We start from the raw sequence: 17855 nt of genomic DNA, 5'->3' as shown, positions 1-17855 counted from the left end.
TATATCAAATTATTCTTTATAATTATAGCATTTATATGAAGTTGTATTATTTGGCTTATAAAAAATTATATGCCAATCATTATTTAATTGCATTGCATTTGATCCCTCAACTAGATCTTTATTACCAACTAAAACCCTAGGTTTTATAATCTCCATTTGTCTCTTACTATCACAAAATATATAGCTTTGATTATATTTCAAATAATACTTCCAACCTATTTTATCTAATGCTTTTCTTTTGTCTTCAAAAAAAACATCAATATTAAAATCTTTCGAGGCAATTTTATAAGAGACCCTATTAGCAGTATAAGAGGAATAACTTCTCAAATCCCTCATTTTACCATTAAAGAGTATATTAGCTTCATCTACAAACTTTTGATTTACCTGATCTAAGTAAGATTTTTGTACATTATCATTCCCTACTAGAAGCAGTGAGGACATTAAAATAGATTTTTTCATAAATATCTATTTATTCCACTTACTCAATATTTGCTCACTAATCCAATCACCTTGACTATAAGCTTTCTCGTAATAATTATGTGCTTTAGTTTTATTATAAAACTCGTGATCTTCCATATAAAAATCAGCTAACCATCGATATCGCTGCGTATCACTTGAACTTAAAACAAGCCCATCTAATATTTTTTTCGCTTTCTCTGGATTATAACCTTCATAATCCTTATAACTCGAATACAACTCACTAAGCCCCAACTCATAATAATCAATATAGCCATCTGTTTTTAGTAAATTTAATTTATCTTTTGCAATGTCATATTTTTTCTCTTCTGCATAGATCTTAAACAAATAATAATTAGCCTCCTTATAACCACTTTTTATCGCGTCTTGACTATATTTCATAGCCAAATTAAGATCTTTTATCGAATTCTCTTCCACATAGATATCAGCCAATGTAACATTTGAATAAGTATAGTCATTTCCTAGACTTTCTTTTAAATAATATATAGCTTTATTTAAATCTTTATATTTTAATACATATGAATAAATCACACCTAATCTTTGCTGTGCCTCTCCATCATTATTACCAGCTGCAATATCTAAAAATTTTTTTGATTCATCAATATAATTATTAGTTAATAAAACATCTCCAGTAACAGCATAATCTTGAACTGTAAAATTATTAACATGTTTGTTTATGAGATCAAATGCCTCTTCACTTCTTCCACATTTTAATAAATCATTTAAGAGATATCCATTCATATCACTAATCTCATATCCATCTAATTTTTTTATATCACAAGAAACCTCAACACTATCTTTGTTTACATTAGCACAAGATAATTGGGTTATTACAATACTAAAAAAAACTACTAATACCTTGGAATTCATTTCACACCATATTTTCAAATTTATGTGATTCACATAATATAAAAATTTAACCCACTAAATTTATTAGAAAAAATATTTTAAAGGATATTTACTTTAATTCATTGGTTGGTACGCACATTGGTGCCACATGATTAGGAGGAACGACAAATTTTTTAGAATCGGTTATGAATATCTCAGTAATCATACACTCATCACCCTTACATTCAGAAGAATCATAACTTATACGGACATTTTTACATAAAAATTTGGATGTTCCTTTTCCCGCTAAAATTGCTTTTTCAACTTCAACTGCATAATTTGACATAAATTCTGATGCGCTATGTATTACTACACCTCTATCTTGTCGGTTAGGACTCATCCATCTAAAATATTGTGGCATAGACTCTCCATATATGTTCAAGATAGATGTACTACGACCATTAGATGGAGCAATCGGATAATTTAATAAATCCCTAAAACTTGATGGGGTCCTTACGTTTGAATTGTTTCTGGGTAAAGGATTCCTAGAAGTATGCATGCCTGTACCATAAGGTGATCCCCATCTTTGTTGAGCCCTTGTTGGCGGTACTCGAGCTCCTATTGCTCTTAATCCAAGCGGATCTATTTCCTCATGAGGATTATATACATAAATACTTGTATTAAATCCTCCCTCTAACCCAATCGGATCTTTACTCAGATATCTTGCACTATGGGGTTCATAATAACGATAACGGTTATAGTGCAATCCTGTTTCTTGATCGTAATATTGACCTTGGAATCTAAGATTACTCTGCTCAAATGGATTATCTTGATTTAAAGACTTAATCTCCAATGCAGTACCCCATGTATCTTGGGTAATTTCCCAAACACACTCACCTCTTGCATTGGTCATCGTTTGTGGCGTACCGACTTGATCGCAATGATAAAAAGTGATCTGCTCTAAATCAACTCGATTTTTACGGGTATCATTACGCCATACAGGATCCTTATAAACCGAATAAGGTTTGCTTTGATAGTCAGCATAATCAGGGGTTTCGATCAGTTGAATAAAACCTGTATATCCTGCTTGTAACAATGGAACGAAGCTATCAGGCTCATAGATATAGTGCTTGGTATAACTGTCTTGCTCTGATTTGAGGGATTCCCAAATCATCAAATCGCTATCCCAACCAAATAGGGTCAGCGCATCTACAGTTTTCTTGTAGAGTCTTCGTCCAAATACATCGTAACCATAGTCAGTGATTTTCCCATTATTGTCGCTTCGAATCAGTCGATTTTGGTTGTCCCATGTCAGTTTAAGCGTTTTGCCTGCTTGTTTAGCCTCTATGACATTGCCTTGTGCATCGTATTGGTAATGTTTTCCTTGATAGCTTCTAACCAGATTATTTTTAATTTGTGATGTACTGGATGCGGATACAGGGTCGATCAAATTACCCGCAGGATCAAAGCTAAAACTCTCTGTTTTATGTGCGCTTTGCGTTGTGATTAAACGTCCGATTGGATCGTATTGATAATTCAATTGTCCTAAACGGCTATCTTCGACTTGGCTTAGTAGATAGTTTTGGTCGTAATGGTAATGTCGATGCGCTTGGTATTGTAAATGCTCTTGTGTTTCTTGTTCAGGCTGTATCAGTTGTGAACTGAGTAAACCCACGTCATTATAATGTTTGGTTTGCATCAATCCATTTGCCAATAGGCGTGTTGTTTCTCGATGTAAGTCATCGCGTTGGAATGAAACCACGTCTTGTTTATTTAGGGCAATGGCATATAAATGTCCTGAGCCATAGCTTAAATTGGCTTGTTCCTGTCCATCTGGGCGGATTGTTTTAACCAAATTACCAAGTTCGTCATATTCATAACGTAAAACTGCTGTGAGTGGACCAAGCCCTGATATTTTGTAGTGCTGATGCTCTCTAACCAATTGCCCAAGTGCATTGCGATAAAAATCAATTTGGCTAACCTCATTACTGGCTCGGCTCAGTTGACTGTTCAGGTTGTAATCAAATTGTTCTGTTTGTTTCTTTCCCGTATTTAAATGGGTAAAGCTTTTCGATGCGATTTGTCCATCTGCGTAATAATCAAATTGGGTCAGAATGTTCGGTTGAAGGATTTGGAAGAGTCTGCCAATTTCATTGTAGCTGTAGTGTTTTTCTTCTCCATCAAAGGCTTGCTCTCTGACTAAGTATCCATATTGGTTATAGTCAAATAGATATTCCGCATTATTTTGATTGATCAGTTTTTGGATGCGCCCTTGTTTGTCCCATTGATAAGCTATGCGATGTCGATTGGCATCGATGCGTTGTTCCAGTAATCCTGTGGCATTGTATTGGTACTCAGTCACTAAACCTTTGCTATCTATATGTTTAAGTAAGCGTCCTTCTTGATCATGTTCAAAGTGTTCTTTTAGCCCATCAGGGTAAACAATACTTTGAAGTTGTCCTTTGTCTCGACCTTGAGTGCTGTAAAGGTACTGCACGACCTTATTATTTGCAGTTTGTTCGGCTGTTAATGCGCCATCCTCATCGTATTCCCAAGTACTGCTTTTGCCTGAACAATCGGTATAGGCGGTCATTTGTCCTAATTCATTGTATTGAATTTTTTTGCTGCCGCCTTTGGCATCAATCACTTCGATCAATTGATTGTCATTGTTATATTTATATTGAGTGATATGCCCCAAAGGATTTATTTCTTTGCTGATATTACCCTTGGCATCATATTCTCGTTTCCAAATATTGCCTTCAGGATCTTTTGTTTCGACCAAATTGCCTTGCTCATCGTAGGCAAAACGAATTACCCCACCATTGGGCTGTACGATTTTGATGAGTTGATCCTGATCATTGTATTCTTGTTGTGTCTCACGTCCTTCAAAATCAATTTGACGAGTAATACGTTTTTGACTATCACGGCTGTACCACGATTCACGTCCATCTGCTAAACGAGTACGGTAGGTAAATCCATTCAGATCGAAATAGTAATAGGTCGGGACATCGTAGGCATCATAAACCGCGACTTGGCGTAAACGTGGATGCCATTTGAGTTTGGTGTGGTAACTGCCATCATCCGCCCATTCTTCGATGGCTTTGGCTTTGACTTCAGTTGATTCATAACGAATATTTTGCCCACGTCCTGTACGATCTGTATAGCGTGTGAGTTGGTGGAAATGGTTGTATTCGTATTCACGGACATGTCCATTTTGGTCAATGGCTTTAATCAAGTTGCCTTGTGTATCGTAGTGATAACGCGCTAAAGGTTTGACTTGCTCATCGATAAATACCGCAATGATTTTCACTTGTTCGTTAAATGCAAATTTTAATTGGTGTTGGGCATGTTCCAATTGGAAATCAACATTTTGAAGATAGGCAACTCCATCAAATAGTAGGTAACTTAAAACGATCTTTTCCTGTGTTTTTTCATTAACCTGTTGAATCAGTTGATAGGGTTGACCAGCCGAAAACTGATGGAATTGGAAATACCATTCTCCACCGAAGTTTAGTATTAAATCACCATCTTCGAGTGGTTGTACCGTTATCCCTTCAAATGGCACTTCATAAGCTTCAAATGGGATTGAAGCAGGGAATTGATGTTTCCGCCCTTTACTGTCTATAAATAAATAGCCTTGAGCATTGGGTTGAATCATGTTGGAAAATGGCATCATCCAACGTGCGCCAATCATGCTTCGATCAAACTCACCCATTTGTGAGCTGTATTGGCGAATAAAGGAAAAACCGATTTTAGGTAAATAAAAATCTGAGTGTTGAACGCGTTCAGTACCGATTGAATAACTGATACTTTTTTTAGATTGCGAATCCTCACCCTCACATGGTGGGGCATTTAGGGCATCTGCTTGTAAGCTCACAAATTCATAGGTATTACCTTTGGTCTGCCTCTCATACTCCCCAGTTTGATTCATTGGCACACTGGCGCTGCCTTTATTTTCTAATGCCTTAATCGCACTCAAAGTTTCTTGTATTAACCATGCCAAGCTATATTTTTGGCTGGGATTTGCTTGTTGTTGTAACACTTGTGCGAGTGTAGTGATCGCCTGAGTTGCTGCTTGTTGCAATTGGCTTGTGATATTGGGTTGTATTTTAGGCGTTAAATCTGCTTGGCTCGGTGTCCCAATCAGATCGATCAATGGAACTGCCCAGTTGCTAAATTTAAGCTTGGGATCTCGTTTCTCCGCTGAAGCACCTGCTTGAGCTGCAACGCCTGTATTGAGACCTGCCGCTGGTGTAGCCATGCTCTGTAAAATACTCGTACCCATCGTCGCAGCTTGGGTCAGTAGTCCACTTAACTTCGCTTGGGTTTCTTTTAAAAATGTTTCTAAATCCCCTGCCACCATTGCATTGAGATGTAAGCCTAAACGTTTAATATCAGGTTCTTTGATTTTTCCATTTTTAGGATATAAGCTTTCTGCCATTAAGCCAAACATTGGTCGTAACGCCATTCGCGCATGTGCTTCATTATTCGGCTCAGGGAACAATCCGATTAAATTCGCCCCGAGTAAAGCACCACGCTGTATATCAGCATCGCCAGTCTGCGGTGTTGTTACATATAAGAGTAAATCTAAAACACTACCTGTTAATGCAAAAATATTAGCGACTGTTGGTACATTCGCGTTACTTTTGACTTGTTCGAGCGAGGTATTGCCACAGACCTGTAAATACAGTTGGATTTGATTTGCGATCACCTGCAAATCAGTGACATCCCGAGTACTTTCTAAGTTAAATACTGCGAGTTCAACAGCGGGTTGTTTTGTTGTTTCTGCCTGTTGTGTCTTTTCAGTAGCCATTAATATAAAACCTTTAATTCATTTAATTACATCAATACTTTGACTTAAACTCAGTATTTCTTTTCATCTGATTTACTTTTTAAGCTTTGTAAATGTATCCATAACACCATACTGAATCGGAGAATCGACTTTAGTGAATTGAGTGAGTTTTGCTGAGGCTTGGTCCTTAAAAAAATCCATTCCCTGCGCCTTAATCATTTCAACAGATTGGTTTGGGTTTTTCACAACCTGCCCAAGGCTTCTGATTTGATCTGGAGATACATTTAAATTAAGTTGATTTGAAATCGCACTAAAAGCTGTATCTGTCACTTTGCTTTTGATTTGCCCCACAGTTTGGTCAACTAAATTATTGACTGTGTTTTTTCCAAGGTTTTTTAAACTATTTTTGTCCAGTGAAAGAAGACTATCTTTTAACTGTGACATGGTATTTTGTCCCAATGAACCCAAAGCATTTTTCATCAACCCTGCAACACCAGAGACAGGCTCAGCCCATGTATAATCTCGGCTAAAATCGCTACTTTGTAACCATGCACTGTTGTCATCTTTATCAAAAATCACTTTCGCTGGACCAGGTGCAATGCCTGTCACTTGAGCAAAGCCACTTCCATCGAGCTTGCCTGTAATTTGCTTACCTAGTGAATCAATAACTTTATAACTATTTTGCTTAAAGAAGTTTTCACCGCCATAGCTTCTCAATAATTCCAATGCCCCTTTCATTGGTTTGGCCTTCGGTAACTGAGGAACATTAGCACTTGCACTCGCTCCCGCAGCAAACAAATGCTGCCCAGCTTTCACTTCAAACTTGCCGCCCGTGGACGGAAATACACCAGAGCCATTAATCTTGATCTGAGAACTGCCTGCTGTAATCACAATCTCCTTTGGACTGGTGATATAGATGGCATCTTCAGTCGAAATGATTTGTATATCTTTACGGGCAATGAAGTCAGCCCCATCATTTTGTGCCTGTATCTCAAACTTGCCTTTTGCTGCAACTTGTTTAATCCCGCCTTGCGCTGCAAATAGACTGATCTTTTGACTGGCTTGGGCAATCAGGTTCTTCTGGGTGCTCAGGTTAATGCTATCGCCTGCAAATTGGTTCAGTTGTCCATCCGCAGAAAGGTGTATGTCGTCTGTGGTACTGAGTCCAATGCCATTTGGCGAACTGAGTAGTAATAAGGCTTTGTTGAATTTGGCAATGTCCTGTTGGATGTCTTCTGCAAATGCTTTGAGTTGTTCTAAAGCTTCGAGTTCATCCGTTTGTTGGTTCTTTGCCACTTCACTCAGGGCTTTGGCATTGTTTTGGTTGCCTTCCAGTTGTTGTTTGGCTGTTTGCGCTTCGAGATGATCGCCTTCAGCTTGGTCTTGTGCATGGGTGGTGATCAGTAAGCCTTCGCCTGCTCGGATCGCTCCCCATTGGTCAGTGCGTAGTTCAAAGCCTTCACCTCGGTCTTCGCTTTCTGCTTGCGCTTTAGGATGGCTGAGTTTTCCGAGATTGAGTTGACTTGATGCATGGCTGCTTTGTAGTTGAGCGCTGATTTGTCCTGTGGTGTCGTCAAAGCGCAGTTGGTTATAACCTGAGCCTTGGTATTCTTTGGACTTAATCCCTGCGAGTTTCTTAGTGTCGGGCAGTTGTCCTTGGTTATCGAATTTTGTTGGACTGCGTTGTGCTTCGTGCAGTCGTCCTGTGACATAAGGGCGATCGATGTTACCGTCAAAGAAGTCAATGACGACGATTTCACCAATGCGTGGCAGGAAGCGTGCGCCATAGCCTTCGCCAGCCCAAGGAGTGAGTACATCAACCCAAGCTGAATCGGTGTCGTTGTCGTTGCTACCTGCACCACCATCATGACTGTGGTCATCATTTCGGGTGAACAGGAAGCGAACTTTAATTCTGCCCCATTCATCGACATGGATTTCTTCACCTGATGGCCCAACCACTTTGGCTCGTTGTGGGTGAGCTGCTGGGCGGTGTTGTAGGGGTTGGTATTCGGGTACAGTTTTGATGTTACGACGTTGTAGGGTCAGTTGGTTGGCTTGGCGTTCTGCTGTATTGGTTTGAATGTTGTTATTTTGCCATTGGCTTTGATCAATCAAGCTTTGGATTTGTTGGTTTAAGTCTTTGGGTAGGTTGTTTTGGTTGTAGTAGTTTTTGGCAGTGATCAGAAATTCTTGGTCTGATCCGCTGTGTTGGTCGATCTCTGGGTGTTCGTTCAGTTTAAACCAGTAGCCGACTTGGCTATCGCGTACTGTGGTATTGGCGATAAACTGTTTGGCTTGAGCGTCATGGTAATGACCGAGGTTTTGATTAAGTTTTTCAATTTGGTTGTTGCCTGATGCGGTTGCGCCATCTTCGCCTTTGAGGTCTTGCATCCATGCTGGGGTAAAGTGCCATGCATCTTCGAGTCCTAGACTGGCGTTGTCGTGTTGTCCGCTATGTTGATGTTTGCTTTGGACGCTGCCTGCACCGTCTTCTTGTTCTAGGGCATCGGCTTGCCAGCGTTGGATATGCACGGCTGTCGGTTGTAAAGAGCGTTCAGCAATGAGGCTGGTCATGCTGTCGTATTGTTCGGTAGCACTGCTGCGGTGGTAGCGAATCGTTCTTCGATTTAAGGCTTGGTATTGGTTGTTGTCATCGATCAAGCGGAGTTTTTGGGCTTGGATCGGGCTATTGCTGTTGGCAACAGTGAGTTGGGCTTCGTCGATGAGCCAGTTAATACCTTCGCTTCTGAGTAATCGGGTAATGAAATCGTAGTCGCTTTCATTGGCTTGCATCACAAAGGGTCGGATGTCGTAGTCTTGTGTCACGCCGCTGATATCAAGCGTAAGACTCGATGCGAATAAGGGACTGCGTTGTTGCCATTCTTTAAACAGGGTTTGAACAATATCCAGTATGGTTTTATTCATAAACACGCGGCTGTTACGGCGTTTATGCCACAGTGCAGTGGCATCTTGGAGTTTAAGTTTATATAGGGTCAGTGAACCGTCACTTTGTCCTTGTACGGCTTCGGTAATAATACCTGTGGTTCTAAATAAAGTGCCGGTGTCGGTCACTTGATCAACAGCAACTTGAGAGCCAATGAATTGTTTTAGTGGGATAGTGGCATTGGTTGATAGACAAATCAGTTCCGCAGTTACGCCCTGATTAATGGCATGCTGACCTTGTATTTTTTGTAGGAATACTTCTGTGTTGAGCGCTTGATTGGCAAATTGAATATGAATCGCGCGTTTCTGTGCGGTTAAGCCAAGTTGTTCTAAAGCAAACTGAATCGTGTTAAGCATACTTTTTATTGAGTTCTTTTAAACTTGACGCGCATTTTACAGAAAAAATTGCGCTTGTGCTCAGACAGTTTCGTCTATTTGTGACAAATTATGTTTCCTCGTCCATTATTCTATTAATGCTCACTGGTGTTTTTATCTTCAAGTTATTCATCTAACAAAAAGATATAGATCGAAAAAAGCTATCAATTTTACGTGATATAGATATAAGAATATTTGGTCTTTTTGACCCTTAACACTTTATTTAGTTCAATTATAATTGCCCTCTTAAAAATTAAATATGATTTAACTTTATGAAAATATTAGATGGCGGTTTTGGTCGAGAACTTGCACGCCGAGGAGCACCTTTTCGCCAGCCTGAGTGGTCTGCTTTAGCCTTAACAGAAGCGCCAGAGATCGTGAAAGAGGTTCACTTAGATTTTATTCGAGCTGGCGCAGAAGTCATCACAACCAATAATTATGCTGTCGTTCCATTTCATATTGGTCAAGATAGATTCGACAATGAAGTTAGAGATCTAGTTCAAGTCGCTGTGAATCAAGCCAAACAGGCGGTCTCAGAAAGTGACAAAGATGTTTTAATTGCGGGTTGTTTGCCACCACTGTTTGGATCTTATCGAGCTGATTTATTTAAACAAGAAGAAGCTCAGAAATTAGCAAAACCTATTATAGAAACACTTTCTCCACATGTTGATTTTTGGCTAGCTGAAACCCAATCCTGTATTGCAGAAGTCGAAACTGTCCATGCTTTATTGCCAAAAGATGATCGAGATTTTTGGGTTTCTTTCACCCTTCAAGATGAAATCCAACAAGAAAAGCCGCTTTTGCGTTCTGGTGAAAACATTGAACAAGTCGCAGAACTACTCAAGCGATTAAATGCAGATGCCGTGCTGTTTAACTGCTGCCAACCCGAAGTTATTTTACAAGCCATCGTAGCAATCAGACAACTTCTTCCTGACCATATACAAATTGGCGCCTATGCCAATGCTTTTCCACCGCAAAACAGTGAAGCAACGGCCAATGATGGTTTAGATGAAGTACGTGCTGACTTAAACCCTGATCTATATTTAAAATTTGCCCAAGCGTGGAAAAATGCGGGCGCAACCCTGATTGGTGGTTGTTGTGGTATCGGTCCAGAACACATTTCAACACTCTCAAAGTTTTTAAAACAGTAAGTCTGCTTTATGTCTACCTCTAAAATTGGCTTACTTTCTTTAACCGCTCTTGTTTTTAGTTCAATGGTCGGTTCTGGTGTCTTTAGCCTTCCTCAAAATATGGCCTTTGTCGCCAATGGCGAAGCTTTATTAATGGCTTGGCTCATTACGGGCGTAGGAATTCTTTTTCTCGCCTTTGCATTTTTATATTTAACACGACAGCGACCAGACCTAGATGGCGGTATCTATAATTATGCACGTGAAGGGTTCGGTGAACTTATCGGCTTCTGTTCCGCATGGGGTTACTGGCTGTGTACCACCATCGGTATTGTTGGATATGTCGTGATTGCATTCTCTGCCGTGGGTATGTTTACAGACCGCCCAGACCATATCTATTTTGGTGAAGGAAACACCCTTTATGCGCTGATTGGCTCTTCAATTTTTGTTTGGATGGTACATTGGTTAGTAAGCCAAGGCATTAAAGAGGCTTCACTGGTCAATTTAATTGCGACCATCGCCAAAATCATTCCGATTGTGATCTTCATCATTTTTACTTTTATTGCCTTCAACCTCGAACTTTTTAAGCTCAATTATTTTGATTTTTCATTACAGATGCCTGTGTGGGAACAAGTCAGGAACCTGATGCTGATTACACTTTGGGTATTTACAGGCATTGAAGGTGCGGTAGTTTTGTCATCACGCGCTAAAAAACGAAATGACATTGGTCGCGCTACGATACTGGGCGTATTACTGGCATTAAGTTTCTACGTTTTAGTCACTGTGCTTTCCTATGGTGTGGCCAACCGCGCAGAATTAGCCGATATGCATAATCCATCGATGGCAACCATTTTAGAACAGTTGATTGGTTTGCCGGGAACGATCATTATTACTTTAGGCTTGATTATTTCAGTATGTTCTTCTTATTTAAGCTGGACACTTTTTGCCACTGAGATTCCTTTCCTCGCTGCGAAAAATAAAGCATTCCCCCAGTTTTTCCTAAAAACCAATCGCAATAATGTCCCTATCGCATCATTGTGGTTAACCTCGATTGTGGTTCAGATTTCACTGATCGCGGTATGCTTTTTTGACAAAAACTACATGCAATTATTATTAATTTCATCAGTGATGATTTTATTACCTTACTTTCTCGTTTCCGCATTTTACTTAAAAGAATCATTGAGAAATAAGCGGTCTAAGCATATTTGGATCGCACTCATTGCTGTGCTATACGCCTCTTGGTTACTTTATGCCGCAGGAATCTCACTGCTACTACTTTCAGGCTGCTTGTATTTAGTGGGTTTGTTTATCTTTTTTTATAGCAGATATGCAAATAAAAGAGCGAGCTACAGCAAATTATAGCGTTGATTTTCAATTCGATAAGGATCTTTTTCGTTTAATAAAGCGGCAGTAGAAAACAAATAAAACCCCTTTTAAACAAGGGGTTTTATAACTTTTTAAAAGAAATTCAGCTCTAATTTAGCACTTAACCAAACTTAGAATTTTTGAGAAATACTGAGTTTATAATCTCGCCCTGTACCCGTCATATACTCCCCTAAATACATCTTGTAGTCTCGATTAAATAAGTTATCTATCGAAAGATTTAAGGCTGGCCCTTTTTCTCCAACAGGCTGCCAGTCGATGTAAACCCCATGCAGTGAATATCCTTTGGTTTTGGGTAAAGAAAACGAGGATGCTGCAATCGACTTATCATTATCGGAAAGACTGCGATCTTGTGCAGCAACAAATATCCCTCGCCAGCCCATCGTTAGGTGATGCTCTGGAACATTGACACCTAAGGTTGCTGTTGCTTTCTTCGGTGGAATATCCGTCATCCATGTTTTTTGATCGAACCATGGGTTCACAGGAGAATTATCACGTTGTCCCCGAATATATGAATAGGTTAAACCTGTAAACCAAGTCGGCTGATTATAGAAAATCTCCGCCTCATACGCTTTGATCGTATAGTCTGTGACATTGCGATAGAAGCCATGATGATACTTTCCATTACAATCATTGATGCTGCCATTGCCACCATTGGCATTGTTTTCTGCTTGTGCTTTACAAAAAGTCGATCGGTTACGAAAGATTTCATCGCCACCGCGATTAAGGTGATAAGTCAGACGAACTTGTAGATGATCATCTGTCGCAAAGATATCATCAAAATTCATTTCACTTCCTAGACGGATCGCCAGCATTTTCTCTGGCAATAAATAACGACTGGTTGATGGCACCGAAGTCATTGCAGATTGCACATAATATTGTTCGTCTACGCGTGGGGCGCGCCATGTTTTACTGATATTGGCAAACCACGTCAAATAGTCTGCCTGCTTCCATGCCAATGCCAACCGTGGCGACCAACCTGTATAAGTTTTACTAGAATAATCATGCCCTGCACTTGGATCATTAAAACGTGGTGCGCGGTTTGGAGTGCCTGTATTGGTAATATGATCGTAGCGAATCGAAGGAGTAATCGTGAAATCGTTGATTTGATACTGGTCTTCTACAAATGCACTCAGCATCTGCTGATGCCCTGATGGCATGTAGTTCGGCTCATAATAGCCAAAGTTATAATCAGGTTTATTGGAATTATTCTTATCATAAAGAAGTGAGTTCTGTTCCATTTTTTGATATTGCGTACCCACTTTTAATTTATGCGTACCGTATTGGGTTTCAATATTGCTAATGTTACTGAGCTTAAATGCAGTATTGGTATACTTCACCCAGCTTTCATTTCCCAATAATGCTGCAGAAGCATTAACACTAGGTAATCTTTGGTCGTGTTGATTCGTCTTGGAATAGGATGCAACGGCTTTCAAATTCAGATATGGATTTGATTCTGGATTAAGTTCATAGCCAATCGAATAGCTGGTATCGTTCTGATCACGATAAACCAGACGGCGTTTCCAAGCTTCCTCATAACCATATTTTTTAATATCTGCCTCAGTTGGTACAGCGTCTTGATCACGCATGGCCGCAAATGGTTCCCAACCTTTATGACCACTTTGCATCGCATTTAGCGTAATTTTTTGGCTGTCTGTAGGATGAAAATTAAGCTTAACCAAATAGGTATTTTGCTCTTGTGCAGAATATAGAAATTTGCTGCCATCTGGGCGTTTCACATCCCCACTATCTCGATTGGTATAGTACAACATCCCATCAGCCAGACCATTTTCAGTCTGACCATAAACTGCCCCAGTATAGGTATTTTGTGCATTATTTGAGAAGCGTGAATACTTTAAAAAAGCACCAACATTGTTATCACCAATAAGTAAATCAGCTGCGTCTTTGGTTTCTAAAGTGACTTTACCGCCGAAGCCACCATTTCCTACTTCAACATTATGTGGACCTTTATCTACAGTAATTTTCTTTAAAATTTCTGGTTCAATAAAAACCGAACCTTGACGATATTTATCAAAACTTTTAATCGAATCATCCAAGCTAATCGGCACATCCTCAACGCCACCCATCCCAAGGATATTGATCGTTTGACCACCCGGTCTTGGTGAACCAGCAGAACCAACACTTGGCATATTATCCAATAATTGCGCAACATTATTGGCTTGATAACGATCAATCGCTTTTTGGTTTAAAACACTTTGCCCAAACTGAATGGTATCTTCTGTTTCAGCTTGTACGACAATCGGAGTCATCTGATAAATTTGATTCTGAGCACTCACATTCACTACAGCGGCATTCGATTTACGTTTATCTTCAGTCTCTATCGGAGGCTTTGAGCTTCTTTCTGCGTAAGTCTGAGACATGAGCCCCATTGATAAAGCAATTGCGATAGCCAATGCATGTGGTTGGAGAAGTGTATGAGTGTTGGGAGATTTGGACATATAGGTTCACTAAATTTAATCAAGATCATAAGTTGTTCTAAACACAACTGACCTCTAAGCTAGAAAAATTGAAATCAATAACTTATTTAAAGTACGTTATCGCATCACTATTTCTTAAAGCAAAGACCGTCTGAGAATGGTTAAAAATGCATAACATTAGAATAAACAATGCAACACAGCATTAATGATATTAATTATCATTTACATTAATGTGTTTGTAAATGGATTGTTATGATTTTTAGTCCAATCTTCTTATTTTGATTACTTTATAGAGGCAAAATTAAGGCTATGAAAAAGCGAAAGAACTCTCAGCAAATTTGAAAGCTGATGACAAGCAAGCCGTTGGGAGTATTGATGGTCTATGCTTACGTATTTTTAAAAATACACATGCTTGGATACTTAATTGATTCTAAACAAAATCGAATAATTACCACATAGATCTACTTTCCGTGACTGGTCAGCAGATAAAACCGATTATCATCGTGATGTCTGTAAGCATGTAATTGCCCATAAACGACCAAAGGAATAGTCACTCGATATAACAAGCTAAAGTGTAATTAGGAAATTTCATGGCTTTAGCTTGTATATTTATTTGGCTTCTTTAATAAGAGTCCAACAGTCTCTAATAAAAATTTCCATAAATAATAACTAAAATCATTTTCTAGTGACTATAGGGAAAGTTCCAGGAGCTTTATCAATCAACGAAAAGAAACGACGCAAATCTAATCGACTCCCATCTATTTTTGTTTCTTTAGAGAACATCAAATCTAATGCTCCACTTTGCCCTGTCACCATTTTAAGGAAAAATGGTTTAGTCAGTGTCAATGTTGTATGGACATTTTCGGCTTTTGGCACAGCTTTAAAGTGCATAACAGAATTTTTAACCGAAATTTGATAGCTTTCATTTAAATCTGAAAAAACTAAATTAATGACCATATCCACATCTTTAGCACGATCTGCATTAAGACTTGCTGCCATTGATTCAAGAAAACGCTCAATAGGTGTATGTTCAAGCATTTCTAATAACATTTCAGTTGATACACCTTTTCTAGGAGCACCTGTTTCAAGTTCCATAGCACCAGTTAAATAAAAATTCCGCCAAGTGGATGCTTCCGCCATATATCCAAGTTGGCTGAATGTCTTTATCTGTAAATCTTTAGCTTGTTTATTATTTGGATTATAGTTTAGTACATGCTTCAATAGTTCTGCAGCCCAACGATAATTCGCCTGAGTATATGCCTTTTGCGCTAATTTAATCATAGCATTTTCACCACCAGCTAATTCCACATACTCTTTAGCTACTTGAGTTGGTGGCAAACTATCTAAATTTGCAGGGTTCGCATCAAACCACCCCATGTAATATTGATACACCGCCCTAGCATTATGTTTTAAAGTACCATAGTAACCGTGGATGCTAAGTTCTTGATCCAATGTTTCTGGAAATTTAATAGCTTCTGCAATTTCAGCACCATTCATTCCTGCATTGATCATACGAACAGTCTGATCATGTATAAATTTATAACTATCCCGTTGCACTGTTATAAATTTTTGGATGTTTTTATTGCCCCACACAGGCCAATGATGTTGTGCAAAGAAAATTTCAGTATCTTGCGTATGATCTAATGCTTGATCAAGATAGCCCACCCACTTTAAAGTATCACGGACTTTAGCGCCACGGAGTGTATAAAGGTTATGTAAAGTGTGTGCAACAATTTCTGAACCACAATATGCTTTCATTGATGGTATCGCGAAAGTTAACTCAGCTGGTGCTTCGGCATGTGGTACATTATAAAATACTAAGTCCAATCCATCTACAGGGCTTTGTTGCACAAAGATTTGAAATGCAAAGCGCCCCTAATTGAGCCAAATTTAAGGCGTAACTTGGGTAAGTGGTCGACCTAATTCCGTAAATCTGTTAAGGACTGCCACACGTGCATGGATCTCATTGACTTGGCTATCAAAACTCCTTGCACTGAGTTTATCTCCTAATAATTTGATGCAATGCATCTTAGTTTCAACCAAACTTCGCCGATGATAGCCTGACCATTTTTTCCATAGTGTCCTGCCTAAACGTTTAATTGTTCGAAGTAATTCATTTCGCTCTAGCGAGCTACTCTTTGTATCTTTCCATGGTTTCGCATTTTTTCTAGGTGGAATCACCGCATGCGCTTGCCGATCTGCAATGACCTGACGGCATTGCTTGGTGTCATAAGCTCCATCGGTATAAACAGAGTTAATCTGCTCATCTTGTGGAATCTGATTAAGTAAATCACCAAGCACCTGTGAATCACTGACATTATTGGTTGTAAGCTGAACTGCTCGTATTTGTAGGGTTTTAGCATCTATACCAATATGAAGTTTACGCCATTGGCGACGATATTCAGGTCCATGTTTCTTGCGTTTCCATTCGCCCTCACCTAGAAACTTCATGCCTGTAGAGTCCATGAGTAGATGCAGCCCATCGCTACTTTTTTGGTAGCTGATTACAATATCAATATGCTTTTGTCTTCTACAAAGCGTGGTGTAATCTGGAGCTATCCAATTTAATCCGCAAAGTTTAATCAGACTTTGCACAAAGCCAGTGACCATACGTAAAGACAGACGGAATAAGGATTTAATCATTAAGCAGCATTGGATGGCTGCGTCGGAGTAGGTTTGATTTCGCCCTTGTTTACCGATGGACGGAGCATACCATTGCGTAGCAGGATCAAACCAAATGGCAATATTTCCGCGACTCATGAGTGCTCGGTTATATGCGGGCCAATTGGTTGTGCGGTAGATTTTGTGTGCAGGCTTCTTCATTTGAAAATTATATCGCTGAAAAACCCTTTACAGATAGGTTTGTGCAACAAAGCCCTATTAGATGGAAAATTACCAAAAACTCCAGCAACACAAAATAACGAAGAAGTTTTAACTTCTAGTGATCTACGTTATCTTTCTATTTGTACCAATGAAATCACTTCTACTGCAACGAACTATTGCTTATATGATGGTGATTTAAGCAAGAACTTAGATGCTGAAGGAAAATATAAAATTATTGTATCTTTACCTGAAGATCGTCCAAAAAATGCTACCGAAGAATGTGGTTATAAATTCTTAGCTTTATCACCTCGTGGTAGTGGTTTAAAGAGTCCCGAAGGTCAAGATTATGGTCATGAAGATTTTGGATTATTGATTATGAGAAATTTACTCCCCAACCAAGGCTTCAATCAAGCAGTACAAAATACTGAAACTTGGGGAGATGAAAAGTCAATCATGGGTGATTATTTACCAAACATTCAATACCTTAGCCAAGATAAGATCAACAACTTAGAATGTAATGGAACCTAAAAACTGTAGAATCGGACCTATATTAATACAGTTGGCTTTTTTAGGCATAAAATACTATAGAGCCTCCTTGTGAGGCTCTATTTCAAATGTGTTCTTGTATTTTTCCAATGCTTAGCATTTTTCTTGGTGAAATCACTGCAT

The 17855-nt window shown here is 39.1% G+C and carries 10 protein-coding genes and 1 pseudogene; 4 read left to right on the top strand and 7 right to left on the bottom strand.

Translation table 11 applies throughout. From position 1 onward, the window contains the following. Window positions 1-9: 9 nt before the first annotated feature. The 4 genes from F903_RS09115 to F903_RS09100 form a co-directional block, all read right to left on the bottom strand. Complete coding sequence (locus F903_RS09115) at window positions 10-459, bottom strand: hypothetical protein (RefSeq protein ID WP_005196470.1); 450 nt, start codon at window positions 457-459, stop codon at window positions 10-12. Between the two features lie 6 nt (window positions 460-465). Then, entirely contained in the window at window positions 466-1347 is an 882-nt protein-coding gene (locus F903_RS09110) for a tetratricopeptide repeat protein (RefSeq protein WP_005196468.1), read from the bottom strand. An 88-nt stretch (window positions 1348-1435) separates the two neighbouring features. Further along, complete coding sequence (locus F903_RS09105; RefSeq protein WP_005196466.1) at window positions 1436-6118, bottom strand: RHS repeat-associated core domain-containing protein; 4683 nt, start codon at window positions 6116-6118, stop codon at window positions 1436-1438. Window positions 6119-6190: 72 nt separating this feature from the next. Continuing rightward, a complete protein-coding gene (locus F903_RS09100) occupies window positions 6191-9397 on the bottom strand; it encodes a type VI secretion system Vgr family protein (RefSeq protein ID WP_005196464.1) in 3207 nt (1068 codons plus the stop codon). A 290-nt stretch (window positions 9398-9687) separates the two neighbouring features. Between F903_RS09100 and F903_RS09095 the strand changes: the two genes are divergently transcribed. Both F903_RS09095 and F903_RS09090 read left to right on the top strand, forming a co-directional pair. After that, the gene (locus F903_RS09095; protein ID WP_005196462.1) at window positions 9688-10566 is read left to right on the top strand and encodes a homocysteine S-methyltransferase family protein; all 879 of its coding nucleotides are present in this window, start codon (window positions 9688-9690) and stop codon (window positions 10564-10566) included. Between the two features lie 9 nt (window positions 10567-10575). Beyond that, the gene (locus tag F903_RS09090; RefSeq protein WP_005196460.1) at window positions 10576-11904 is read left to right on the top strand and encodes a basic amino acid/polyamine antiporter; all 1329 of its coding nucleotides are present in this window, start codon (window positions 10576-10578) and stop codon (window positions 11902-11904) included. A gap of 134 nt (window positions 11905-12038) precedes the next feature. Here F903_RS09090 and F903_RS09085 read toward each other — a convergent pair whose 3' ends face one another. Continuing rightward, complete coding sequence (locus tag F903_RS09085; protein WP_005196458.1) at window positions 12039-14384, bottom strand: TonB-dependent hemoglobin/transferrin/lactoferrin family receptor; 2346 nt, start codon at window positions 14382-14384, stop codon at window positions 12039-12041. Between the two features lie 375 nt (window positions 14385-14759). Here F903_RS09085 and F903_RS16855 point away from each other — a divergent pair. Then, window positions 14760-14910: pseudogene (locus tag F903_RS16855) on the top strand (integrase); the annotation flags it as partial. A 128-nt stretch (window positions 14911-15038) separates the two neighbouring features. Here the strand turns inward: F903_RS16855 and F903_RS09080 are convergent. After that, window positions 15039-16214, bottom strand: a complete 1176-nt coding sequence (locus F903_RS09080) for an alkyl sulfatase dimerization domain-containing protein (RefSeq protein WP_005196440.1) — start codon at window positions 16212-16214, stop codon at window positions 15039-15041. 39 nt (window positions 16215-16253) lie between these two features. Then, a complete protein-coding gene (locus tag F903_RS09075; protein ID WP_051064200.1) occupies window positions 16254-17186 on the bottom strand; it encodes an IS5-like element ISAba12 family transposase in 933 nt (310 codons plus the stop codon). On the opposite strand from F903_RS09075, the gene F903_RS09070 reads away from it, so the two are divergent. Continuing rightward, on the top strand, window positions 17187-17714 hold the full coding sequence (locus F903_RS09070; RefSeq protein ID WP_005196438.1) for a hypothetical protein: 528 nt from the start codon (window positions 17187-17189) through the stop codon (window positions 17712-17714). The last annotated feature ends 141 nt before the right edge of the window (window positions 17715-17855 follow it).

The sequence above is a fragment of the Acinetobacter sp. NIPH 298 genome, assembly GCF_000369505.1.
In the GTDB taxonomy this organism is placed as follows: Bacteria; Pseudomonadota; Gammaproteobacteria; order Pseudomonadales; family Moraxellaceae; genus Acinetobacter.
The sequence above is the reverse complement of the archived record's forward strand: the minus strand, read 5'-3'. Positions and strand labels throughout refer to the sequence as shown.